General features: G+C 34.0%; 17 protein-coding genes, 1 tRNA gene and 2 CRISPR repeat arrays. Of the genes, 5 read left to right on the plus strand and 13 right to left on the minus strand.

Annotated features, from left to right (window positions below; all coding sequences use genetic code 11):
- The first annotated feature begins 320 nt into the window (after positions 1-320).
- Positions 321-2,627: a CRISPR direct-repeat array (repeat unit 36 nt; unit sequence GTTTCAATCCTTGTTTTAATGGAACTACTCTGAAAC).
- A gap of 826 nt (positions 2,628-3,453) precedes the next feature.
- The 3 genes from cas1 to J2T59_RS09580 all read left to right on the plus strand — a co-directional run bounded on the left by cas1 (position 3,454) and on the right by J2T59_RS09580 (position 5,684).
- Positions 3,454-4,473 (plus strand): CRISPR-associated endonuclease Cas1, encoded by a 1,020-nt coding sequence (cas1, locus tag J2T59_RS09570; protein WP_259135710.1) that lies wholly within the window; start codon positions 3,454-3,456, stop codon positions 4,471-4,473.
- A gap of 2 nt (positions 4,474-4,475) precedes the next feature.
- Positions 4,476-4,778 (plus strand): CRISPR-associated endonuclease Cas2, encoded by a 303-nt coding sequence (cas2, locus tag J2T59_RS09575; protein WP_259135711.1) that lies wholly within the window; start codon positions 4,476-4,478, stop codon positions 4,776-4,778.
- 135 nt (positions 4,779-4,913) lie between these two features.
- Positions 4,914-5,684, plus strand: coding sequence for a PDDEXK family nuclease (locus tag J2T59_RS09580; protein ID WP_259135712.1), 771 nt, complete (start codon positions 4,914-4,916; stop codon positions 5,682-5,684).
- On the opposite strand, the gene crn3 is transcribed toward J2T59_RS09580, so the two are convergent.
- The 12 genes from crn3 to J2T59_RS09640 form a co-directional block, all read right to left on the minus strand.
- Positions 5,665-5,976 carry a CRISPR-associated ring nuclease Crn3/Csx3 gene (gene crn3, locus J2T59_RS09585; RefSeq protein WP_259135713.1) on the minus strand — a complete coding sequence of 104 codons (312 nt, stop codon included), beginning with the start codon at positions 5,974-5,976 and terminating at the stop codon, positions 5,665-5,667. The genes J2T59_RS09580 and crn3 overlap by 20 nt on opposite strands.
- A gap of 37 nt (positions 5,977-6,013) precedes the next feature.
- Positions 6,014-6,694 carry a CRISPR-associated endonuclease Cas6 gene (locus J2T59_RS09590; protein WP_259135714.1) on the minus strand — a complete coding sequence of 227 codons (681 nt, stop codon included), beginning with the start codon at positions 6,692-6,694 and terminating at the stop codon, positions 6,014-6,016.
- A 46-nt stretch (positions 6,695-6,740) separates the two neighbouring features.
- Positions 6,741-8,837 carry a TIGR03986 family type III CRISPR-associated RAMP protein gene (locus J2T59_RS09595; protein ID WP_259135715.1) on the minus strand — a complete coding sequence of 699 codons (2,097 nt, stop codon included), beginning with the start codon at positions 8,835-8,837 and terminating at the stop codon, positions 6,741-6,743.
- Positions 8,838-9,395 carry a type III-D CRISPR-associated protein Csx19 gene (gene csx19, locus J2T59_RS09600; RefSeq protein ID WP_259135716.1) on the minus strand — a complete coding sequence of 186 codons (558 nt, stop codon included), beginning with the start codon at positions 9,393-9,395 and terminating at the stop codon, positions 8,838-8,840.
- The gene (locus J2T59_RS09605) at positions 9,395-10,822 is read right to left on the minus strand and encodes an RAMP superfamily CRISPR-associated protein (RefSeq protein WP_259135717.1); all 1,428 of its coding nucleotides are present in this window, start codon (positions 10,820-10,822) and stop codon (positions 9,395-9,397) included. Before J2T59_RS09605 ends, csx19 begins: the two co-directional genes overlap by 1 nt.
- On the minus strand, positions 10,819-12,366 hold the full coding sequence (locus J2T59_RS09610) for an RAMP superfamily CRISPR-associated protein (protein ID WP_259135718.1): 1,548 nt from the start codon (positions 12,364-12,366) through the stop codon (positions 10,819-10,821). Before J2T59_RS09610 ends, J2T59_RS09605 begins: the two co-directional genes overlap by 4 nt.
- On the minus strand, positions 12,363-13,031 hold the full coding sequence (locus J2T59_RS09615; RefSeq protein WP_259135719.1) for an RAMP superfamily CRISPR-associated protein: 669 nt from the start codon (positions 13,029-13,031) through the stop codon (positions 12,363-12,365). Before J2T59_RS09615 ends, J2T59_RS09610 begins: the two co-directional genes overlap by 4 nt.
- Positions 13,028-14,767: a hypothetical protein gene (locus J2T59_RS09620; RefSeq protein ID WP_259135720.1), complete on the minus strand. Its 1,740-nt coding sequence runs from the start codon at positions 14,765-14,767 to the stop codon at positions 13,028-13,030. The genes J2T59_RS09615 and J2T59_RS09620 overlap by 4 nt, the downstream gene beginning before the upstream one ends.
- Before the next feature lie 16 nt (positions 14,768-14,783).
- Positions 14,784-15,989, minus strand: a complete 1,206-nt coding sequence (locus J2T59_RS09625; RefSeq protein WP_259135721.1) for a PDDEXK family nuclease — start codon at positions 15,987-15,989, stop codon at positions 14,784-14,786.
- A 124-nt stretch (positions 15,990-16,113) separates the two neighbouring features.
- Entirely contained in the window at positions 16,114-17,037 is a 924-nt protein-coding gene (locus J2T59_RS09630; RefSeq protein WP_259135722.1) for a hypothetical protein, read from the minus strand.
- A gap of 120 nt (positions 17,038-17,157) precedes the next feature.
- Entirely contained in the window at positions 17,158-18,372 is a 1,215-nt protein-coding gene (locus J2T59_RS09635) for a reverse transcriptase domain-containing protein (RefSeq protein ID WP_259135723.1), read from the minus strand.
- A 154-nt stretch (positions 18,373-18,526) separates the two neighbouring features.
- Entirely contained in the window at positions 18,527-19,342 is an 816-nt protein-coding gene (locus J2T59_RS09640) for a hypothetical protein (RefSeq protein WP_259135724.1), read from the minus strand.
- Between the two features lie 433 nt (positions 19,343-19,775).
- On the opposite strand from J2T59_RS09640, the gene J2T59_RS09645 reads away from it, so the two are divergent.
- Positions 19,776-20,321 carry a hypothetical protein gene (locus J2T59_RS09645; protein ID WP_259135725.1) on the plus strand — a complete coding sequence of 182 codons (546 nt, stop codon included), beginning with the start codon at positions 19,776-19,778 and terminating at the stop codon, positions 20,319-20,321.
- Positions 20,305-21,342, plus strand: a complete 1,038-nt coding sequence (locus tag J2T59_RS09650; protein ID WP_259135726.1) for a PIN domain-containing protein — start codon at positions 20,305-20,307, stop codon at positions 21,340-21,342. The genes J2T59_RS09645 and J2T59_RS09650 overlap by 17 nt, the downstream gene beginning before the upstream one ends.
- 124 nt (positions 21,343-21,466) lie before the next feature.
- Positions 21,467-24,614: a CRISPR direct-repeat array (repeat unit 36 nt; unit sequence GTTTCAATCCTTGTTTTAATGGAACTACTCTGAAAC).
- A gap of 912 nt (positions 24,615-25,526) precedes the next feature.
- Here J2T59_RS09650 and J2T59_RS09655 read toward each other — a convergent pair.
- A tRNA-Leu gene (locus J2T59_RS09655) sits at positions 25,527-25,611 on the minus strand.
- Positions 25,612-25,665: the final 54 nt, after the last annotated feature.

Genomic DNA, 25,665 nt, shown 5'->3' on the forward strand with positions numbered 1-25,665 from the left:
TCTATTCATTATGATTATGGGCTGAAGAAAAGATTGATGTCAAGAAAAATCAGTAATTATATTATTTGAACTGGTGACTTTTCCGACAGTCTCTTACTATTCTAAAATAAAATAGAATAAGTAAGTTAGGTATTTGGTTATTATAAGTCGAATTTATTTATTTATTTATTTATTTTATGTCACTAAGGTCAATTAAGATTGAATTAAGGTTTCGGAAAAACTTTTCTAGACAAATTTCAGATCCTTTTTTATCATCTCTTTATTAATTGAAACACTATAAAACGTTATAAATACCATGTGCTGCCCCAGATTATGGTCTCGTTTCAATCCTTGTTTTAATGGAACTACTCTGAAAATACTTATCTCAATTATACATCTCTTGCGGAAACAAAGTTTCAATCCTTGTTTTAATGGAACTACTCTGAAATCCCAGTTCAGGTTGGTGTATCGACCATGGACGATTATGGTTTCAATCCTTGTTTTAATGGAACTACTCTGAAATATATGATAGATTCATTGGCGGGTGATTTAGACACAGTTTCAATCCTTGTTTTAATGGAACTACTCTGAAATGTAGATCCGGTATCAACAATACGAATGATGGATAGGGTTTCAATCCTTGTTTTAATGGAACTACTCTGAAACGAAGATAATCAAGATCTGGTTGTTTGCAAATTCGAGTTTCAATCCTTGTTTTAATGGAACTACTCTGAAACTAATGGGACCATCGTAGCCCGTCTATATGTCGACAAAGTTTCAATCCTTGTTTTAATGGAACTACTCTGAAATATGTGACCACGTGCTCCATGTATTTCATAATAAATGTTTCAATCCTTGTTTTAATGGAACTACTCTGAAATAGAGAAAGCAAAGGAAATACTTGGTGTAAGTGAAGAGTTTCAATCCTTGTTTTAATGGAACTACTCTGAAATCCTGGGAAACCATATAATGATGGTGTTATTCATACGGTTTCAATCCTTGTTTTAATGGAACTACTCTGAAATTCAGATAGAGTCTCTTGCAAAAATGAAGGTAAACGTTTCAATCCTTGTTTTAATGGAACTACTCTGAAATACATGAATGGTGCGAGAGCCCATTCGAGTTCGACGGTTTCAATCCTTGTTTTAATGGAACTACTCTGAAATTTTTGAGCCATTCGACTTTGACGAGTTCAAAGTCAGTTTCAATCCTTGTTTTAATGGAACTACTCTGAAATTTGAAATATTCGACCTAGAACATCTAAATACCTGGTTTCAATCCTTGTTTTAATGGAACTACTCTGAAATTAAAAAAAGGAGGAATATTATGTTAAACCTAAACTGTTTCAATCCTTGTTTTAATGGAACTACTCTGAAATAGGTAGCCAAATGTTTGGGATGTGGCTATATAGCCGTTTCAATCCTTGTTTTAATGGAACTACTCTGAAATTTGAAACATATCCTCGATCAAGGGATATTAACAGGTTTCAATCCTTGTTTTAATGGAACTACTCTGAAATAAACAAATGATACTCACAAATTTGATAGAAATGTTTCAATCCTTGTTTTAATGGAACTACTCTGAAATTGGAAAAGAAGAAATAGAGAAAGAGTATGGAAGAAGTTTCAATCCTTGTTTTAATGGAACTACTCTGAAATGGAGAATGATAGTATGAAAGCAAATAAAAAATTAAGTTTCAATCCTTGTTTTAATGGAACTACTCTGAAATTGGAAACCCATCCAATTATGCCAAACCCTGAACTGGTTTCAATCCTTGTTTTAATGGAACTACTCTGAAATTAACATCGCGGCCATGGTATTTGGATTGCAGTACAGTTTCAATCCTTGTTTTAATGGAACTACTCTGAAATTCAAAGATGAATTTAATAATAAATTAGGTTCAATGTTTCAATCCTTGTTTTAATGGAACTACTCTGAAATCGCTATGTATGATGACGATGTTTCGTCATCGGAAAGTTTCAATCCTTGTTTTAATGGAACTACTCTGAAATTTGGGCAAGACTTTTATAAAAAAATCTGAATCCAGTTTCAATCCTTGTTTTAATGGAACTACTCTGAAATTGGAAACTTTCCACTGCCGATGGTAAAATCGTTAGTGGTTTCAATCCTTGTTTTAATGGAACTACTCTGAAATAAAATATAAAAGAGAAGATTGGTGAATCAATAAAGTTTCAATCCTTGTTTTAATGGAACTACTCTGAAATCGAAAAACAACTAGAAAAGGTCAAAACAAGAATAGGTTTCAATCCTTGTTTTAATGGAACTACTCTGAAATTCGGAAGTATGTGATTATTATCACACATTAATCAGTTTCAATCCTTGTTTTAATGGAACTACTCTGAAATACAATTACCATTGGTTCAAGACCATGGTACAACGTGTTTCAATCCTTGTTTTAATGGAACTACTCTGAAATCAGAAAAGTGTGATTATTATCACACTTTGATTAAGTTTCAATCCTTGTTTTAATGGAACTACTCTGAAATTAGATACCACGAAAACCTTGAAAACCATATCGACGTTTCAATCCTTGTTTTAATGGAACTACTCTGAAATTAGGAATCATCACCCTTTTCACTATCTGTGGAAAGGTTTCAATCCTTGTTTTAATGGAACTACTCTGAAATCCTAAGATTTTTTGAGCATTTTTCGATCTATTTTTCTGGAACATTTCTTCAAAATCGAGTGCAAGAACCTACTTGTTTTGAAATTCATATACACTTTATTTCAAAAGTAACTTAACTTTTCAAACATTGATTTTGGAACATCCCATTTTTCTATTACCCTTTATAAGGCTGGAACTATATAACCTTTTTGATTATGAATTGCTATCTCACACAAAAATTTGTTTTAACTGTACATAGTTGGTCAATATAATTATTTTTTAAGTTATATGTTTGACTGGGACAGTTCGCAAACTTTCTTCTTATGTTACACAGTTGGTATTCATATCGTTTCTGGAAAAAAATGAATTAGTTTTAATTGATGAGTACTGTTAAAACTGGTTTACATTTGAGGTAAAATTGAGCCTTAGCATAGCGGTCACTCAAAAAACTGAACATCGTTTTCAGCATGCACCGATGGTTTAGACAGTTGATTTATCACGATTTTACATTGAAATACTACTAAAATGTAAGTAAAATAAGTCTTTTATCCATATATTTTTAAAATTTCATCACAAAAAAGGTTTTTATTTATATTTAGTATCTAATAATCAATCAATAATTTATTGAAAAGCATTATAATCTATTTATAAAAAAAATAAGTTAAAATATATTGTTTTAATCTCAAAAAACTACTTTAATTCTTTTTTTCATCATAATATTAAATTGATCTTTTAAACATAAACTAGAACTGAATTCCATAATAGGTCGAACTCTTCGTGGATGATAATATCTAATCTTGTATCAAGATATCTAAAAATACATATACATATGCGTAGGTGATTGATATTTGTTATTGGTTATAGACGATTATGGAACATATCTAAAAAAGAAGAGTAACAGGTTTATTATTACAAACCAGTACAAAGAGTTCGATACTAGATGTAAAAGAGAATTTTCAGCTAATAAGGTATCGACCATTTTAGTGCATAAAGGAGCTTCGATCACTACGGATGCGATTAATTTGGCCGTAAATAAAAATATCAATATTATTTATATGGATCAAATCGGAAACCCTATAGCCACTACATACTCATTTGATCATGAGAGGTCAGCTACTGTATGGCGAGATCAAGTTAAAGCATATGATAATGGCATGGGGATGTACATTGCTACCAAAATAATCGAAGCTAAGATATTAAACCAATATTATCTCATGAGAAACTTGGGTAAGAGGCGAAACTCTGCAGAACTGGTCAATGAGTCCGAGCTCATAAAAGATAATATTAAAAGAATAAGTGTCAAGGAAAATATGGACCGATTAAGACAACCTCTAATGGGTGTTGAGGGTATGGCATCAAAGAAGTATTTCAGTATACTTTCATTGATAATTGGTCAAGGTTATTATAGCGGTAAAAGGACGCGAAGACCACCTAAAGATATATTCAATGCTTTGTTGAGCTATGGTTATGGTATACTTATGACCGAGGTCCAAAAAGCATGTCTTATAGCAGGCCTAAATCCATATATGGGGTTCATTCATGCTGATAAAGTAGGAAAAGCATCTCTTGTACTAGATATTATGGAAGAGTTCAGGCAACCTGTGGTAGACAGGACCGCTATATCGTTAGTGACTAAGAATATTGTCAATGAAAGGGATATTGACCGTGGAACTGATGGTTGTGTTTACTTGAACAAGTCAGGAAAACACAAACTTGTTGCAGCTATCATGGAGCGATTTGATAAGAAAGTAAGATATGATAATGAAAATAGAGCTATTTCAGGTATAATTGGTTTACAGGCAAAGAAAATGGTTCAATATTTTGGAGATGAAAAGAAGATATATATACCGTTCATATCCGGGAGTTGAATTTGTTAGTCCTGATCATTTATGACATTACCCAGAATAGAATTAGAACTAGAATATCGGATAAATGTAAAGATTATGGACTCTCAAGAATACAAAAAAGTGCATTTCTGGGTGATTTGGATGAAAGACATATCATGTTCATTTCAAAAGATATCAGTTATATCATGGATGATAATGGTAGTTCTGAGACCGATTCGACCTTGATAATTCCAATTTGTGCCAGTTGTAATGATAAACAGATATCCATTGGAAATGAAGTGGATATTGAGGAGTACCGTGATAGTCTGTTCTATTTCATAGACTGAGAAACAATTCGAAATGAATGTATATTATTATTATTATTATTATTATTATTATTATTATTATTATTATTATTATTATTATTATTATTATTATTATTATTATTATTATTATCATGATAATTCGTTTGGTGATACTAGGTGACTGTATTGATCTCAACCCTTGGTGGTTCTGAAGAGCTCATAAAGATCGGTGTTCGAGTAACAGAAAATGTGAACACTGTTGTTATATTAGCTGGAATTCCATTTAAAGAGTTATTTAAAGGTAAAAATGTAAATAGTGAAAAGATGGATATTGATCCATTACAGAAAGCAAAGGATATGAAAAGGTTATTGACAGAACTTGGGTTAGAGGTTAAGGTTCATCAAGTCAATCCATTAAGCTTTGATGAATGTATAATAAAGACCATAGATCTCATTAATGAATATAAACACGAAGAACCTGTCCTCAACGTGACCGGAGGAACTAAGACACTTTCATTGGCTGCACTTACTGCATCATGGATGTGTGGTGCCAAAGCGTTCATCATCCAGGAAAGTGAAAATGGTGCTGTACGTGTAGATCTACCTACATCACAACCTGGGAAGTTCAGTGACATAGGTGAACAAGGTAAAAGAATATTAGAATATCTACTCACTGTAACAGATTCATTGGAACAGGACATTGAACTGTACAAGAATGACGATGAACTAAGATCGCTAATAACTAAGAATATAGCTAATGGGTTAAGAGTTGAACCACAAAGTATTGTGACAAACTTGAAATTGCTGGAATCCTATAATTTGATCAAGAGTAGAAGAGGAGCAATTAAAAGAGGTGAACCATCACCTGGAAAAATGAGTGTTAAATTGTGGTGGCTGACAGATAAGGGTAAAATATATGCCACTTATTTTAGGGGTACAGGTTTATAATCGAGCCCACTTTATGACCAGGTGTATGACTCTCAACAACAATTCCGCCATCTAATCTAGGATCATAAGTAGCTACATAACGTGTTGGGTGATAGAAATGTGTCAGGTAGCAGTAAAGCCATACAGGCCCACGACCACTGATAATAACCCCTTTTGACCCTGGTACTTTCGGTGGTTCTAATTCGCTAAGGTCTTCTGGGACCAATGCTTCTTCGGTTTCGAACTCAACTAAGCTGAACATATCTTTTTCAGTTACATTAAACTTGATCTTTGTGTTTGACATAAGTTCCATAGACTCCATGTATTATTATATTAATAGCGAGTTTTGTTCAGAGTTCTACTCTACGAATGGTCCCATGACCTTTAGATACACCTTTACCTAACCCAACATAATCAGGTATTTCAAAATTTGTCATGAAAACACCTTGGAAAGAAACAAAACCTGTATCTTTATATTTACTATCGAATTTGATAAGGTCAATATCACATTTGATCTCAGAAGGTACAGTATACCCTAAACCTTTTGACATTGATAAAATATTGCCTATCAATCCTTTTCTCAGAATATTGATTCTTTCGTGTTCGTTTTCATCTTTGTACATAGTATAATTCTTAGCATTCAATGCTATCCATGGAGTTACAAATTCGTAAAAAATTATATGATCACATAGTCCGAACTCTTGGTGTTTGATAGACATTATTCTTTCATCAATCTCATAAATATTACTATTCAAATTAATAGTTTCAAAGCTATCAAAAACGGTCTTTAGTGACTCTACTCCTTCTTGAACTCCAATAATATAAGGTTTGCTTTCTAAAAATTTGTATTGGACCAGTGGATATCTATACAGGTACGAGTTTGTGTTATGGTTATGTAATTGATTGTCATCTACGAATTTGGATCCAAAAAAGCCCCTTAGACAATGAGAGCTTTCCTGGATCGTCTTTTTCGTTTCAAACGTTAATATACCTACCTTTATTTTTTTTAGTGGGTTTTTTGATTTTTGCAAAACAATTCACCTTATAAAAACAAATTGAAAAAATAAATTATTGTTTTTAGAATCTTTTTCTTGATCTGTTAGCTGATTTATTTTTTCTACCCGAATGTTTCCCACGATTGTTACCAGTTACATTTCTTGAGCTTTTGTTAGTCAAGTCCCTGGAAATGTTCAGTGGATCAGGTAATACGGGTCTATCTTTATACTCGTTCTTTGGTTCCATTTCAAGATATCTTACATCTTTTTTACTTGGACCCGGCCATTCTAACATCTTAAGAAGCATCTGTATCCTCTCTTCCTTGTAGAGAGCGTCTTTTGATGACTGAAGCTTGCTAAGTAACCAACCTTCAAATACATTGATATATTGCTCCTCATTAGAATTTTTGGGACTTATACCTTCATGGAATGAATTTCCAGACTCTGAGAATAGTTTCTTGTACCTATCTTCTCTATTAGTTACTTTAACTTCAGATTCTATTTTTACTGATCCCATTCCAAAAGGTTTTACCATACCTAATTTATGCCTATAGTTTTTATTAGGCTCACCTTTAATGTCTAGAACCCATAAAAGTGCTCCAAGTTCATAGTCTTTCAAGTTCTCAAAATATATCCTGAACTTGAAAGTTACACCTTTTCTTACAGGTTTGATAAGTGTATGTTGTTTATCTTTATCCTTAATTTCCTCAGTTTCTTTCACATCTCTTATACTAGCATCTTTTTGATGCCAATATAATTTGAATCCACGAATAACAGTTTCTGATGGTGTTGACGTAGAATAGTGGGCAAGTTTTGAAGTATCGGGGTCGTGACCTTTATTTCTATCTTGAACAAGATAATGCTGGAATGTGGTTGGTTTTGGCGATGCCAATATCTTCGGAACAATACCTTTACCTTTATTCTCGGAGACCCAAACCGATCCTTGGTCACCATATAATTTAGCTTCAGTGAAAAAGACCCTGCCAGCTCGCCCATCTTTTCTATTTTCATCAGCTGAATAACCAAAAATGGACTCTGCAAGGTCAATTAGGTCAGGGTCATCTCGTAAGTTAGAAGGTACAAAATCTCTGGGTGTAGATGCTTGACCCCCATTATTGAGCTTTGCTGGTATTCTGAAATTAGGACTATGTCCAAAGAACAATACCTCATTATTTTTCTCTGTGTAGAAAACAGCTCTCCCTTCTTTCAGGCATCCATATTTTTCACTAAATGGGCTTTCTTTTTGGAAAGGGGTTAAACTATCAATATAGTCTTTGACTACTTCTTCAGGGATTTTCAGCTTATCTTTGTTCTCATTTTCCTCAATAACAATTGTTTGTCTTTTCCGGGTTGAAGTCCCATTCTTATTGGTTTCAAGCATATTACCAGCACAGACAAGTTGACCCCTAAATTTGTAACCTGCATCAATGTCACCTATATTTGTTACAGCGATATAATTTTTACCTGATTTTACCGTTGCATCAAAGGATATATCAAAATACTGTGGTTTGTAATTGGAATTATTGAACTCAACATAGCCAGGAATATCCATGTCAGATATTCCTGATTCCTTGATCGTCAGATATTTTTCTTTCTTATTCAACCCTATATCGCCCGTATTTTTTGCCGGCTGAACATACCAAGTATCACCTTCTTTTGTAAGGTACCCAGCATTTATGTTACTACCATTTTTCCCCATGAAATCTGCATATGGTTTTGATAAAGGGTCTGAACCTTTCGATGCGACTGCACGGTAAGTGATCTTATGAGTATCCGTGACCCAATCCATTTTCCCATACCCCACAATTTCGGTCAAGTTCCTGATCATTCCTCTTAAACTTGAACCAGGAATTACCGGTGTATCAGAGGTTTTAGAAAAAAATGCTGCTACTTTCTCTTTTTCATCTTCACTGAGTTCATCTAATGATTTGTCACTGATCTTTTTGAACATGTCCGGCGTGAGCGCACCACGAATGTAAAGCGGCGTTTCTGTTTTTAATGTACAATCAATATAACCGGTCATGTCCAAAAAAGCATCCTGATCATGAGGTTTACCATTAAATGCTTTATCCGGAAGTGGTATGAAGTTGTACGGCGCAGTAGCTTTTATACCATTATCCCTAGTGAAGTTCGGGTTTGTGTGTTTTGGAAGTGAAGTATTCATATCATCGGATGTCATTTATTTATTCTCCCCTTTATTTAATAGAGTTACTAGCCTACTCATTTTTATGTATGCTTGATTATCAGTATCGTAGTCTATAAAATGGCGAACTTTTAAACGTGGGTACATTATATCTGAACCAACTAATGGTATTACATGTACAAGTCCTTCTGACCCATGTTCAAGTTTAGTGAAACCATTCCCAATATCGGTGCTCGTATCTCCCCATATCAAATAGTCTTCATCGAAATGTTCAGTGTTAGTATCATCTATTAACGATCTAGCTTGGATACCATGGTCCTGATCATTCCAGATAAATACCTCACATTTTGTACTGAAAAGATAAGCTGTCTGAACTGTAACATACCTCAGTTTGGGAACTATATCATGATCAGGTACTTGAAGAGTAGCATCATTGAACTTACCCCAGATAATACCATCATCACAATGAACTAATAACCAATCGAGTTCATATGTGGTAGCCAGAAATTCAAACCAAGTGACCATATTATCATTTAAGTGTAAATCCTTTGGCACATCTATGTTCTTTATTTGTAAATCAGTTTCCAATCCCATTATGCACTCACCCCCTGTAAAAAAGATGCAATATAACCTTCAAGTTTATCTCTATCTCCAACTACATTCAAATCCATGCCAGCCTGGGAGAATTCCCACTCATATCTATCACTACTGGTTCCATGTATCAAACTTGCATGGTCACCAACAAGCCTACCTCTGCCTACGCTAGTTTCACCACCAATTGCAATATCGCTTGTCCAAAGGTCCTTTAAAAGCAATAGTAATAATCCTATGTGCTTTTCTTTGGGGGATTTCAATATAAGTTCTATCTTTACTTTAGTATCGTTTTTATCAAAGATAGGTTGTTCATTAAAAAGAGCTGTAGGAAATGAACTACCAGTAAATCGATCGATTTTAATCCTATTCTGGACTAAATGTAAAGGGTTCTCTATTACATTTTCATGGACTATTAGCTTACTCGCACTTGAACTAATGCTCCGATCATCAGTATTATCTGACCCAAACATATCATTTATGATGCTCTCGGCATTTCCAGTTGTATCCATCTTTTTAGCAATTTTCAAACCTCTTGCTCTAAGTACACCTGCAAGACTTGTACCACTTAATATTGGCTCAAATTTGTTGTTCCTTTTTGAATGAAGGTGTACAGTATCAGGCGAATCCGGCTCAACAGGGTCCGAGCGAATGAGAAGTGAACCATCAAGTTTGAATATAGAGTCTATTAAAAAGTATTCTCTCTTATCAACAATAGTTTCTTGACTTTTTAACAGGTTAGCTATGAACTTATCTTCTGATGGTGAGGATATATCTTTTTGTAGCCAAGCTATAAGTCCTTCTTTGTGGCTAAGGTCATATCTGTGAAGTTTCCATTTACCTTTCATGGAACAACGACCAAATCCACGGTTTTTCCTTGAGCCGAACATGATCTCGCCTTTTTCTAACCCAGTCAAGCAAATACTGATACCTTGGAGTATCTCTTTTTTTAGTTCGGGGTTAGTTGGTAATAGTACTTCAAACTCGAGATCGAACTTAACTCCAGCTTCCATCATTTCAAAATCAAACTTTTTCTTATCTTCTGCAGTACGTGTTTTATCATTTATCTTAACACCATCTCGAATCTCAAGCTGCGGTCGTGGACCAATTGAATCGTTTGTAAGCAACCAACTCTGTTCAGTCCCACCATCACCCTTATCTGTACCAAATATCTTGGAACTTAGATCAGAGACAATACCTTTATTGAAATATCCATTCTCAAATTCTCGAAGATAGTTACGTAAAGCTCCTGCGATAGTCGAACCTGTTAGCAGTGCTTTACCTTCCAAAGGATCTAGTTCAACTTTATTATCTACAAGACCATCATCATCATTTGAGCCAAATGCTACAGGTGTATTGAACACGAGTGTACCGGAGATAATAAGTCTTTCAGAGATATTCCGGCTTCTTGACCAATGTGCTTTATTCATTTTTTAGCCTCCTTTTGGGTTTTATGGAGTACATTATCTACCAACCTTACTGCATATTCTAACGCCATTTTGTCCTTACTATCACTTTCTTGAACACCTAGAGGACATGAAATTGAACTAGCGTTCATGGTAGTCCAAATAGTGGTAGGATCGGAAAAAAGTAATTCCAACCATTCCTTGAGGTTAGAATTACCAACTTTTGCCTTCTCGAGCTGGTCACTCCCCGACTTCCTCATATTTTTCAAGTAATTCTTTACCAGTGAAGGATCATTTTCAGCAAACGCAGCTCTAGCCCTATATCTTATACCAGAAAGTTGAGAATTACTTGGTGGTGAAATAACATGTATCTCCTTGATACGTTTCAATAATTCACGGTCAAGTTCCGATCTTAGCAAACGATTTGATACTCTCCCAATAAAATCATGGTTCTCGATTGGAGAAACTTGGAGCACGTTTTCTTCAACAGATTCTTTTTTGACACTGAAATCATCTTCATTGTACCAATTCAGTGCAATACGACCAAAGCCTTCAACTTTCTTATCCCCAATACCGTCCAGTTCAAGTTCTTTAAGTTTCGATAAAAGTCCTTCATTGTACTCATAAACAAATACGCTACCAGCAAGGATTGTATGGTTCTGTGGTGTCGGAAGGTTCCATGTACGATTGAAATTACCCCTTATACCAGTATGAACAAACTTTTTAATTTCATTCACGGTTATACCAGGTCCTTCCAATAGAGATTTAATGTCACTTAAACATGAACCTGAGACTTGGTCCCTTATTATAGTATCACTTAAAAGTGTAACTGAAATGAGTTCCTCTTCTTCATTATCTATAGGAATATACTCATCCCAGTAATCTTTCAATTTAGTATTGAGTATCTTTATTCTGCCATAACCTGTAAGATGAGATTTACCGACCCTTAAAATCACATCGTCTTTCAACAGTTGAGAGAGAACATTTGCACATTCTTCCTCTTTTACAATAACAGCTGCAGACATTACTTGCCCTGAATCTAAGGCTTCATAGCGGAACATATTACTATCAGAATTAGATGTATTTGAACTATCGCCACGTGATGTGTGCATAACAACCCTTTTATATGGTGAGTAGACAGACACTGAATCGTCTGTTAGATCACAGAAAGGTTCAGAAACCTGTAACCAGATAACATTATCATCTCGGTCCTTATCTGTAGCTTCATATGTAACATGGTCCCATACATTTCTACTAGAACCCTTTTCATCTCCTTTCTTAGAGAACCACGAAATAGGTGTAGGGACAGTACGCTTTTTCCTTACACTTGTGGGATAGGCATTAAGATACTTAGTACTACCATCAAGGAAAAGTTTTCTAAATTCATCATCACATGCATCAACATCTTTATTTTTAGCGGCCTGGTTCAAATATTGATTTATCAATGCACCTCTAATTACACTTCCGGGAATGTAATCAAAGCCTATGGCACTGTTAGGGTCACCACCTGCTAGTTGGTTCACTAGAACAGGGTCCAGTAACTTCACATCAAATGTAAAAACTTTCATTCAGATACCACCCTTAAGAATTCATTAAAATATAGATCAGAGACATCATTTCCATTCTCATCAACTAAGGAACAATATTTAATTCTACCTTTACCCCTATTTCGATCTAATCCGGCCCTTCTAACTGCTTTAAGGCATGCTCCGAGTAACCCTTTATCCTCTGGAGATATGTCAGCGATAAAGCTCAGTTCCGATTCAAATGGAGTTTCCCTTAAAATGACCCTACTACTGCGCAATGCTCCTTTCTTTGGAGCACCTGTTTCAGGGTCGATAGATGTTTGTTGTCTAATTGAGCAAAGAGAGTCCAGCACTTGCTGATACCTTAACTTCCCTTCTTTGACCTTTTTAATAATAATTGAACGAACATCTTTGGGTAGAATGGCATCACTTATAGACATTATAGCTTTATCTTCATTCCTACTCCCTGGTACACCGAAAAGCCTTGCAGCTGATGGTAAGAATATATCTTTTTTCCCCTGCAGCTCCAATGAATATAAGATATTAGCACACTCTTCTTCGATCACACCTTTAAGTGTACGTCCGCCTAAGAACGGTAACCCATATTTATCGTGCTGAATCTCAGAATCAATATATCCTGCTACACCATCTCCTTTACCAAATGTAGCATCGCTTTCTATAATGAACTTCAGTTTCATTTGTTTCATTTTTGATCACCTTGGAGTGGTATAAAAAAGTCCAACGCCTCAATGGCATCAAAACAGGTGCAAGTATCGCCAATCCATCCACTTGTCCTTGTAGCTGGATTGTTTGGTATTTCCGGTAATCCTGGTTTTTCATCAAGTTCGTAAAACTGTAAGTACTTTTCAACCGAGTCGGGGCCTTCGGGTAATTTTTCTCGTATCGTTTTCAACTTATTTTTCCTTTTAGACCATTCTTCACCCTTAAACTCTGAAATTATTTTGCAGAAATTATCCCATGTTCGCCATTTTGGCGCTCCTGGATCCCCTACGAATACAGGTCTCATATGCAATTTTCCAAGTTTGTTGTTGAGGTTTACAGTATATGTGTTATTCCTGATATTATCAAGACCTTCAAGTGTACCTGAAGAACCAAAATGCCAATCCATGCTTGAAACGTCTTCTTTGTTTATGTCACGAAGAATGTCTTTTGCTGAGCTGGCTAGACTTTCTGCAAGTTCAACTGCCCTTGTAAATGGATAATGAGAATTTACTATCGCTATTCCAGCTTTTGCTGAGATTGGTTTCCCGTCTGAGAGTTTTGGCGCTTTTTTTAGGTTTTCCAGATATAGTTCTGTTAATGTCAAACCTAATCTTCCATCACAAACAAATGTAAGATCATCACCACCGACGATGATAGGTCTAAAGGGAAGAAGTTTTTTGAAACCCTTAAAAGAATTGCTTTTATCGTTTGGTCTTATCATACCCTCGATGGTTTCTTTTAGTTTTTCGTCATCGGTTTGAGAGCACATTGTATCAATGCTCTCTAGCAGTTGATCAATTGTGGAAACTATAGTAGATATTGTCGTATTTTCGACATTTAATGAGAACTTGCGAATAGCATCAATATATTTTCTATTACTTTCTCTGTTCTCTTTTGTTGAAGTGATTGCCTGAACTCTTTTACCCATATCATTCCCGTCTGCATGGACAACGGCAATGAAGCTCGATTCGTTCTTAGTTCCAAAATCACCAAAATTATGGATAAACTCATATCCCCTATCTTTAACATTTGGGAACATGTCCATGAACCTTTTTTCGGACCTCTTGTAAAAGCGAAGTTTATCAGAAACATTTTTTGAGACACGTACTAAACTCTTGTTCATAGGATCTGATTTAGAACCATTTATAAGTTCAAGGTTTACGTCGAGAACTTCAGTCAAAGATCCGTTCCTCAACTCGATCGCAGGTAAACCTGTATACTGACAATTAGCTGTGATACCAAGTCCTAAGATATTTGATGAACGTTTACGTTGATACTTCTTGTCTCTTAGTTTTTTAAGGATAAGAGGAATGGTTTTTTCAGCAAGGTCATTCGCATCCCAATCGAATTCGGTATGCGTGATTATTATCTCCAGCCCACTTGCGTTCAATAAAACCTCTTTTGTAAAATTACGACTGAATTCTTCTGCATGTTCTAGTTCTTTGAAAATAATAAAGGTGTTACCCCCGCCAACATATACAAGCTCGGATATCAACCCATCCTCTATTGTATTTTCAAGGTACTTAACTTTATCAAGGTTCTTGTCATAATATACATTAGTTGAGTCTTTACCAAGTGCTACTAGTTGTTTTACAACAAGTTCATTGGTAGCCCAATGAACCAGTCCAGATGCACCAACTATCTGTTTCAAATTGTTACTACCAAAAATATATTTTTGTATCCCTACAGTATCTATTCCAATTAAAACATATTTTGACATATTTTTGCCTCTAAGTTTATTCAAATGATTCGATCCAGTCTTGAAGATGGTATTCAAGGTTTGGAAGGTGGTCTAATCCAAAAACTCCAAATTTACCTTTACTGTTCCATTCTTCTTCAAGTTCCATTTTAATTATATCTGGAGCTTGTTTTGATCCATTCTCTGCACAACAAACTAGCCCGATCTTTGCTTCATCGCCACCCAATTGATTTCCTCTAATAAAAGCCTCGAATAATTTTTCTTTAAGAATACTTTTGTTCATAGCTGTAGTACAGGATAATATTATCAATTGATAACCTTTTAGTGCGAGTATATCTATCTCGAAATTCCTTTCATTTGGAACTAAGTTCATTATACATGTATGTATACCATTCTTATCAGCTAGGTCCTGAACAACACTGAACACATAATCCTCTAGCCAGAGACCATCAAGCCATTTTGCAACATCTTTGCTAGTTTCACCCCAAAGTTCAGCAAGTTGACCCAAACTATCTAGCTCTTTAAAATGGGAACCAAGTGCAGCACTTTTTTTAAATTCTTCCAATGAAACCTGACTTAGTTTATTTTCTTTTTTCAATTTGTCTTTATTGTTTTCTTTTCTCAGATTATTAGTACACCAATTTCTATGCTCTTTAGGGTTCAGTTCAATCATAGACCTAGCAACTTCAGGATGATTTGGTTCTTTTGTGTACTCTTTTGGAGTATAACCATGTAATGCAAGAAGATCTTCGATAGATATGTTTACAGAATACCTTACCGGAAATTTAACAAGAACATCGTTCTTTCTATCAATTAGCATTTCAAGGGTTCGAGAATCAAGGTAGCTGAACACAGACATCGATGAATTAGCATCGTATATTGCACGGTAAGCATGAACTGACATGGATTTCTTGCCAGAGGTGTAATGTAGACCTAAACTGTCTTTACCTTCAGCTTCTTTTTTGATATTAGAATAAATATCTCTTGTATCTGCTGGATTTACATTTATTTTAGTCCACTTATTACTTGGAATACATAATACTTGTATAATCCTATCAGCAATCTCGTTTGTCTCTTCTGTATGAACAAAATAAAAATGAGTTGACTCGTGAGCCAGTATTTTCCCTGCTATATAGTTAGGTAATGGATTCGTACCTACCAACAAGAACAGGTTATCACTTTTGTATTGATCTAAGTTTCCATTAATGGCTAAATTATTTAAGTTATCTAAGTTGTTGCTCAAAAAATATCACCTTGCTCCAAAATATTTTTTATGATGTTTGTTTTAATTCATATATAGCTTTTTTTATAAGTTAAATTATAGTAACAGTTATATCTAATGGCCGGAAATTCATATGTAGGAACTATCACGTTTCTCCAACCAGACATGCTCCCGAATTGGCAACCGGTATGGCCTCAACTTCAATTTCTACCAAGCTATTCGTTTTAAAGTCAAGATACTCTATCTTTCTATTAGGTTTAATACAAGCAATTATCATTCCTGTGGTCATTGCCTTTGTACCAGATGTGATATCAGCAACCACATCATCTTCGTTAAGGTCTTTTGGTAATTGGTTCTTATAGATATCACTTATTTTCTTTCGAATAGACTCAGGTTTTGTCAGCTCATTGTCCTTGAGAGGTATTGAATTTAATTTAATTATACTATCAAGTCCTTTCTTTTTCAAATAAGATTGTATAAGTTCAAAGTTCTTTATTGAACCTTGGTCACTCGAGTGGAGTAACCAACATTCTCTTAATCCTTGTTCTGTATCAAAATGATAGTTTATGATCTGAATAATATGACCAATTCCCTGGATTCCTTTTAGTGAACTATAATCACCGGTCTCCAACGCCTGATCGATCACATCATACCTTCTTTTCACCTCGGTTTCTAAAGATACTCCTTCGAGCGGTTTTGGTCCTTTCGAAATATTACTTACAAATGTGATCAAACCCTTTTTCTTTGATAATTCACTCTGGTCAACACTCCCGCCTTTTATCTCAGGTTCCATTTCAGCTAATTTATTGAACCTTCGTTTAGTAAAATAATTATTGAAACCATACAATATGATAAAACCTGTAAGAACAAGAATTATTAGAACAATAGCTTCATATAAACCAAAATGCTCTTTTATGAGCTCTGCAAGTAGATTGTAAGAAACTTCGACCAGGAATTTAACTACAAATAGGTACAATAAGACAATTACACCAAGTGTTCCAGTTGTTCCACTGACCACTGTTCTAATAAGCTCATCTGAATTCCATTCAAGTTTCAATTTATCGAACACTTATTACCACTTGATATCATATTTATTGTTACTAATATCTATTATTTTCATATTTATCGCTACAATATGAACTAATTTTATTTATATTGTTTGAAATTAAATCGTGTCAGAGACTAACTATTATAATCCACTGCTATTCATTACATGATTGAACTGGTTCAGGTATTCTCGTACCCTTTCATTATAGCAGTTCTGTATGAGTTCAAGTGAGGCTTCATAATCTGTATGATGATAATAGTTGAGCCATGTATCAATTATAGTGTTCATTCTTTGAATTATACGAACAGGAGGTACACCTGAACCAAACGAGGTATTGCTTGCAAGGATCAATTTTTCTATAGTCTTGGTTACCGAACTCTCACTGGGATAAATATTAACATTACCTTTATATTTCGTTGCAGGATATATTTCCTTAAAATGGAATTCAAGGAAATCAAAACCATCCTGTGCATGTGTTATAAAGGTCTTATTAGAGCTAAGGCGGAGACCTATTCGTTCAAGAGATTCTTCAACTTGGGTTTGATCGATCTTTTTATTGTTCAATATCACAAAATCATCTGCAAAACGCACAAGATAACCGTTCGAATTAATACTTTTGAGACCAATGTTCTCCCACTCTTTATCAAACTGATCCAAATAAATATTCATGAAAAGTGGTGATAATATACTACCAAGCATTATACCACGTTCAAGTTCATAGTTATAGTCAAGGTCATCCTTATTTTTCTGAACACCTTTTTTCAGGAACTCCTTAATCATGTTTAGTATATTGTCATCAACTACTCTTCTTTGAATACATTGAACTAACCTTTTATGGGGGATACTATTAAAACAATCTTCTACATCACTTTTAAGGATATGATCATTTCCCGATTCAAGCCATTTATAGACTTCAAGGCTTGCCAATCTCGGCGACCTATATGGCCTGAATCCAAAGGAACATGAATCAAAGTCAGCTTCGAAGATAGGTTCAAGTAATAGTTTAAGTGCAGCTTGAATTAATCTATCTTTTACAGTTAATAGTCCAAAATCACGTGTTTTTCCGTTTTCGTTCTTACTTTCAAAGAATAGAATGCGACTCGGGTTATAAGTTCCATTGATAATATCTTTTTTCACTGTCTCTATGAACGTGTCAATTCCTGTCATTTTTATATCCGAGACTTTCAATGAATCTACACCAGCTACTTTTGAACCTTTAGAGATATTTCTCCATGCTTCCCTTAAAATAACATCACTCGATAGCAACTCTATAAGTGAAGTAAACTTATAGTACCTATTGTTCCTTGACTTGTTGTAAAGATCAAGTTGTGTTTCGGGCAGTGACTGTATCATCATTTGTGATCCCAACCACTAATTAAGCGGATACACATAATAAATAGTTCTTCGAAGAGTTCGATAACTAATCGAATTAGATGCCTTTTGAGCAGTATACCCGGAATAAAAATTGATGTAGGTAGGTGGGTATATACCCTACCTAAGAAAAAACAGGTCATCTAATGAAAATATCATTAGTATCTAAATTGATACCTATAACATCGTGTTCTTTTTGCTCGATGTATTGAATATCTCTTTTTGGAGATAGGCATGTCAGGATAATTGCTGCAGTAGCCGCTTTAGTCCCACTGGTTATATCTGAAATAATGTCCTCTTCTGTTAAGTGTTGGGGGAGTTCATAAGAGTATATTTTATTTACTTCAGATGCTATTTTCTTAGGATCATTCTCATCACTTATTTTACGTAAATTCACATCGATCGATCCATCACTATAGCTATCTATATAATGTTTGATCAATTTGGCATTATCCTCAGAACTTTTTTCGGATGTATACAACAGCCAGCATACACTCAGGCCACCATCTCCTTGTATATGATGATTAATGGAGCGAATAGTATGACCAGTACCCCGGATGGCCTCTGCATGGTCAAGTCTTTTCTCAGTGATAGCAGTATCTACCGTGGAGTATAGAGTTGATAGTTCATTTTCATAATCACTATTGCTTGAAATGGATAATTTGCTTACCATTGTTATTAGACCTTTATGAGGTTTTACTTCAGTTCTTTTTGGAGTTCCTATAGGGATCAAAGCTTCTCTTTTCTTTTCTCTTCTGATCTTTGAGTAGTGATAGACTAAGAAAACAATAATACCAGCAACTAACAACATTAGGGCAGTTCCAATATTACCTATGGTCTCCCCACCGATTCCAGCAATGTTATTAGGAATTATCATAACCAAAGCAGTAAAAAAGAGTCTGAAAGTTTCGTTTTCATCATATAGGTTTTCAAACCTTTCTTTTATATTAACCATACAAAAAACACCTACAATATATTTTATTTTAATCAGTGATAAATAGAAATGTAGTAGATTAATGTTTTCTTTTTTACCCGAAGTAACAAATTAGAATTATTAGAAGGTCAACACAATCTATCAGATATATGAAACTTTAAATGCTTAACATATATGGATGTCTAATCCATCCCCAATTTTATCTTTTAGTGCTAGCACCTCATGATCAACAGTAAGTATCTACAGTTGTTGCGAAAAAAGATTGAACTAGAAAAAAATCAAAGAGCATTAATATCACAAGAAATAAGATAATTATTACTTTTCAGATCGCAAAGTCTCGTCTATATATTCTTTAAAAACGAATAATTTAATAGTTGTGTTGTTAATAGTAGAGGTAAATGAATAAATACTAAATTTATTAAGTCCCATTTAAAGTTCAAGGCCGTGAATTTCTATGAACAGTTCATTAAAACCTAAAAGAGTATATGTTACAATGCTTGGGCGTTCAGTATGGGCTATATTGAACTCGTATTACTGTTCACTAAAGTACAGGGATTTTCAGCCAAATGAGATTATACTATTAATCGAGGATAAAAATACAGATGCATTAGACGAACTTGTAGCTAAAACTAAAAGTGGATTGGAAATAATATCAAGTTCAAGTGGGATAGACCCTGAAATTATAGATATAAGACTACCACAATTAGAAACTGAAGCTAAATACGAAAAGATATTCCTCAAAACCGCAGACTATTTCTTGAAAAAGAAAGAAGAATGGAAACAAAATGATGATATTGTTGCTTTAGATATAACCCCAGGTAAAAAAACACTTGTTGCTGGAACTATTTTCCCTATAAACCTAGCTGATATAGAACATGTGTTTTATCTGAATGTAAAAGAAGCAATACCTAAACCTTATATGATGATACCACACCAATATCAGATCTTCAACGATTTTAAAAAACAGGTCAAGAGAGCTATGGATGAACCAAAGAAATGATGATAATAGCAGGGTTAAGGTCAATAAGCAAGAACTACAGATATTATTGAACTTAGAAAAAAATAAAAGTATTAGTTTGAGCTATCCTTTTTTTAAACTAGACTTCTTTGAAGCCCGTGTTAAAGGTTCAGGATATAATTTGAAGTTGGTTTCAAAAGAAAATGATTTTGAAAATTTGAAGAATTTTATTGGGGATAAAGTAGAAGAGTTCCCAAAATATGAGGATATATATGAAATTCTGTTCTTAAGTGATATCATAGAATATGATAATCTGCATACAGTTTTAGAAAATAGATATTTTGGGAAAAGTGAACATAAAAAGGTTTTTTATGCACTCGATACTAACCTATTTTACCATGGATTCCCATTCCATAACAAGTATGGAACCGATGTTAATTTCCTTGTAAGCAATGTAGTGTATGAGGAAATTGAAAGTTCAATTAACAGTAAATATAGTAAGAATACAATTACTGAAATGAAAGAACTCGTAAAATATAATCCCAATCTTTTGAACATATTACTAAATCGGAAAACTAAGAAATCCAGGAAAGCAACATATGCCGCAATGCAGAGTTATAGTTCGATCTCGGATCAAAGAACGGACTATGATTCAGAATATTATGCAACAAAAGATAGTGAAGAGAATGATAAACTAATAGTTTGGTCACTTAGAGATTTCGATCATAATAATCCAGATAATAATATTGTTTTCCTTACAGCTGATAGTAATGCTTCTGATATTTGCAGAGGAAAAGGGCCAGATTGTCACTTTTTAAAGTATCCAGGTTATCAAGACTTTAAATGGTGTACACCCCAACAACTGATTGACCTTATTTATTGGTCATCTATAATCCATGGTATCATAAAATGCAATTCTGTGATCATATGTGGGGAGTACCCAGGTAAAGGAAAAAATGATACTGAACTCCAGCTGATGTTCCAGAATAGTGACCTCAGGGACAAGTTTAAAACAGAACTTGATATTTGCAGAAAGCTATTGGATCTTAATATAATATCTTAAGGCTGAAATAAGTAACTTCATATAACTTTCAGTATTGATCTCTACTTCTAGTACATGTTTGCTATTGTTTTATTGGAACTACTCTGAAACCTGATAGGAGAGAAAAAAAAATGGAAATCAGCATGTTTCAATCCTTGTTTTAATGGAACTACTCTGAAACGTGAGGTGAAAAAAAAATGAACCGACGACAACGCGTTTCAATCCTTGTTTTAATGGAACTACTCTGAAACAAAAAATGATTATAAAAATCGATCCTCGGGAAAAAGTTTCAATCCTTGTTTTAATGGAACTACTCTGAAACAATAAAAACGGGCCATCACGTGCAAATACTGAGCAAGTTTCAATCCTTGTTTTAATGGAACTACTCTGAAACATAGATCCTCGTGAAAAAGAATTCACTGAGGAAGGTTTCAATCCTTGTTTTAATGGAACTACTCTGAAACAAAAAAGGTCTTCTAAGGAGATTAGAAGATACTTTAAGTTTCAATCCTTGTTTTAATGGAACTACTCTGAAACCAGTTCCTCCAAAGGGATACAAAAACATAAAAAGTTTCAATCCTTGTTTTAATGGAACTACTCTGAAACGAGTCTACGAAAGAGGTGAGTGAGTTAACATGTGGTTTCAATCCTTGTTTTAATGGAACTACTCTGAAACATAATGATCTTCCAGTAACTGAAGATCACATATCAGTTTCAATCCTTGTTTTAATGGAACTACTCTGAAACAGTGTCGTGGACATCATTTCTCTGACAACATATTGGTTTCAATCCTTGTTTTAATGGAACTACTCTGAAACTGAACACAAGTTAGTTCTAAGATCCGATAAAAAGGTTTCAATCCTTGTTTTAATGGAACTACTCTGAAACTGGAACAACTACAAGCGACGAAGACATCCTTCGAGTTTCAATCCTTGTTTTAATGGAACTACTCTGAAACTATGAAAATGATAAACGATTCATATCATTCAACGAAAGTTTCAATCCTTGTTTTAATGGAACTACTCTGAAACTGAAAAAGATTTGACAACAGAATTAATGAAATAGTTTCAATCCTTGTTTTAATGGAACTACTCTGAAACGGGAATGGGATTCCACGGCTTAACAACTGAAGTTGTGTTTCAATCCTTGTTTTAATGGAACTACTCTGAAACTTAGACCATTATGAAGATAAATTAAAACAGTTAAAGTTTCAATCCTTGTTTTAATGGAACTACTCTGAAACCGAAATTAAGTCAGTTGACCCATCTGGTTCAACTGCGTTTCAATCCTTGTTTTAATGGAACTACTCTGAAACTGATGAATTCACAGTAGGAATGGGGTTCAAAGGATGTTTCAATCCTTGTTTTAATGGAACTACTCTGAAACGATTGAAGAAGAAAGAAAAGAATCCATACAGATGGAGTTTCAATCCTTGTTTTAATGGAACTACTCTGAAACAAAAAACGGAAAACAAAAGAACGAGATTGACCAAGTTTCAATCCTTGTTTTAATGGAACTACTCTGAAACAAAACACATATATGCTAATATAAGTCAAGTTATTGTTTCAATCCTTGTTTTAATGGAACTACTCTGAAACCGCACACATGATGGATTCGAATGGTGTGAGAATCCGTTTCAATCCTTGTTTTAATGGAACTACTCTGAAACACGGAAAAAGAACCTTTACGGTAACAATTTTACCGTTTCAATCCTTGTTTTAATGGAACTACTCTGAAACGTGAAAACATTTTAGACGAATTAATCGATGAACAGTTTCAATCCTTGTTTTAATGGAACTACTCTGAAACACGGAAAAACGATATCATCCAGGATATAATATCAATCGTTTCAATCCTTGTTTTAATGGAACTACTCTGAAACCAGTTATCAAAATTCACTGAAGATGAAGTGAAAAGTTTCAATCCTTGTTTTAATGGAACTACTCTGAAACGTCGATGTATGTAAAGAGTGTGGACGAAAAATGTAGTTTCAATCCTTGTTTTAATGGAACTACTCTGAAACTAGTAACATGGTAATTAAAGATTATCATAGTATAGTTTCAATCCTTGTTTTAATGGAACTACTCTGAAACATTGAATCTCAATTCTCTTCCATAAGTAAAAGAAAGGTTTCAATCCTTGTTTTAATGGAACTACTCTGAAACTCTACGAATCCGAACCCATGACGGATTCGAATGGGTTTCAATCCTTGTTTTAATGGAACTACTCTGAAACACAGGAATCATCTTCCTTTTCACCGCTGGTGGAAAGTTTCAATCCTTGTTTTAATGGAACTACTCTGAAACATTGGTGCTTTGAACCGTTCGATTTTGATGATTTGTTTCAATCCTTGTTTTAATGGAACTACTCTGAAACTTATGACTTGAAGTAAAAGGAGAGATATAAATGCAGTTTCAATCCTTGTTTTAATGGAACTACTCTGAAACGAGGGGACGATTTTTATTCTTTCAAGAATAGCAGGTTTCAATCCTTGTTTTAATGGAACTACTCTGAAACATGAAGTATTCTGTAAATTACCGAGAATTCAAAAGTTTCAATCCTTGTTTTAATGGAACTACTCTGAAACTTAAAGTTATAGAGTGTGATTAACCTTAAAAATGGGTTTCAATCCTTGTTTTAATGGAACTACTCTGAAACTTAAAGGATTCTGATGAATATAAATCTCTTCCTAGTTTCAATCCTTGTTTTAATGGAACTACTCTGAAACAGGATAAAAAATGTATGAAGAAATATCAAAACTAAGTTTCAATCCTTGTTTTAATGGAACTACTCTGAAACCTGATCTGCTCCACGAAGAAATCGAGAGGGAGATAGTTTCAATCCTTGTTTTAATGGAACTACTCTGAAACCTATTATCCGGCCCCGTAGCACTACGAAAAGAAAGTTTCAATCCTTGTTTTAATGGAACTACTCTGAAACGAACAAATGAAAAAAATATTTGGCGGTCAAATAAGTTTCAATCCTTGTTTTAATGGAACTACTCTGAAACTTGAAAAGGAGGAAAAAAATGTACACAACTATATCGTTTCAATCCTTGTTTTAATGGAACTACTCTGAAACAAAAACCTAAAAGAAAATTTTGGTAAAACAATTAGTTTCAATCCTTGTTTTAATGGAACTACTCTGAAACTTTTAAAAGTGAAAAATCACTTTTAAATGTAAAACGTTTCAATCCTTGTTTTAATGGAACTACTCTGAAACTCATAAAAATGGCTACAAGGTAGCCAAATGTGTGGGTTTCAATCCTTGTTTTAATGGAACTACTCTGAAACCCTAAGATTTTTTGAGCATTTTTTGAGCATTTTTCGATCTATTTTTCTGGAACATTTCTTCAAAATCGAGTGCAAGAACCTACTTGTTTTGAAATTCATATACACTTTATTTCAAAAGTAACTTAACTTTTCAAACATTGATTTTGGAACATCCCATTTTTCTGTTACCCTTTATAAGGCTGGAACTATATAACCTTTTTGATTATGAATTGCTATCTCCCACAAAAATTTGTTTTAACTGTACATAGTTGGTCAATATAATTATTTTTTAAGTTATATGTTTGACTGGGGCAGTTCGCAAACTTTCTTCTTATGTTACACAGTTGGTATTCATATCGTTTCTGGAAAAAAATGAATTAGTTTTAATTGATGAGTACTGTTAAAACTGGTTTACATTTGAGGTAAAATTGAGCCTTAGCATAACGGTCACTCAAAAAACTGAACATCGTTTTCAGCATGCACCGATGGTTTAGACAGTTGATTTATCACGATTTTACATTGAAATACTACTAAAATGTAAGTAAAATAAGTCTTTTATTGAACTATTTTTAAAATTTGGATTATTTTAAGTTTATAATAAATTTTATAAGATACTATAAGTTTTAAATATATAATTATGGTTCTTATATCACAAATTTATTTAATTTATGTGATTAAAGTAAATTAAGATTAAATTAAGATTATATAAAACCTTTTTTCATCTCATTTTGTATAATCGATCTATCTCAAAAAGACAGAACATATTTAACCTAAAGAATTGCTTGTATCCCTTAAACTAAACAACCATACTTTACTATTAGTTTTGAAATTACTCTTAACCAAGGATACTTTAAACAAAGGCAGCTATATTCAAAACAGATTAAAACTATAAGTTTTAAAGTAACAAATCTTATAAACAATTACTAAGAAATATGCGAGGGGTGAGATTCGAACTCACGAACTCCTACGAGAATAGGCCCTCAACCTATCGCCTTTGACCTGGCTGGGCAACCCTCGCACAATTTTGCTACTGACTATTTTATTTTAACATATATAACGAACACTTACGAAG

Source organism: Methanosalsum natronophilum (genome assembly GCF_024808815.1).
In the GTDB taxonomy this organism is placed as follows: Archaea; Halobacteriota; Methanosarcinia; order Methanosarcinales; family Methanosarcinaceae; genus Methanosalsum; species Methanosalsum natronophilum.

Excerpts from the sequence above, each read along its gene's own strand:
- J2T59_RS09620 (WP_259135720.1), bottom strand. The coding sequence starts at position 14,767 with ATGTCAAAATATGTTTTAATTGGAATAGATACTGTAGGGATACAAAAA.
- J2T59_RS09595 (WP_259135715.1), bottom strand. The coding sequence starts at position 8,837 with ATGACATCCGATGATATGAATACTTCACTTCCAAAACACACAAACCCG.
- J2T59_RS09610 (WP_259135718.1), bottom strand. The coding sequence starts at position 12,366 with ATGAAAGTTTTTACATTTGATGTGAAGTTACTGGACCCTGTTCTAGTG.
- J2T59_RS09645 (WP_259135725.1), top strand. The coding sequence starts at position 19,776 with ATGAACAGTTCATTAAAACCTAAAAGAGTATATGTTACAATGCTTGGG.
- J2T59_RS09635 (WP_259135723.1), bottom strand. The coding sequence starts at position 18,372 with ATGATGATACAGTCACTGCCCGAAACACAACTTGATCTTTACAACAAG.
- J2T59_RS09615 (WP_259135719.1), bottom strand. The coding sequence starts at position 13,031 with ATGAAACAAATGAAACTGAAGTTCATTATAGAAAGCGATGCTACATTT.
- J2T59_RS09650 (WP_259135726.1), top strand. The coding sequence starts at position 20,305 with ATGAACCAAAGAAATGATGATAATAGCAGGGTTAAGGTCAATAAGCAA.
- J2T59_RS09605 (WP_259135717.1), bottom strand. The coding sequence starts at position 10,822 with ATGAATAAAGCACATTGGTCAAGAAGCCGGAATATCTCTGAAAGACTT.
- crn3 (WP_259135713.1), bottom strand. The coding sequence starts at position 5,976 with ATGGAACTTATGTCAAACACAAAGATCAAGTTTAATGTAACTGAAAAA.
- csx19 (WP_259135716.1), bottom strand. The coding sequence starts at position 9,395 with ATGGGATTGGAAACTGATTTACAAATAAAGAACATAGATGTGCCAAAG.
- J2T59_RS09640 (WP_259135724.1), bottom strand. The coding sequence starts at position 19,342 with ATGGTTAATATAAAAGAAAGGTTTGAAAACCTATATGATGAAAACGAA.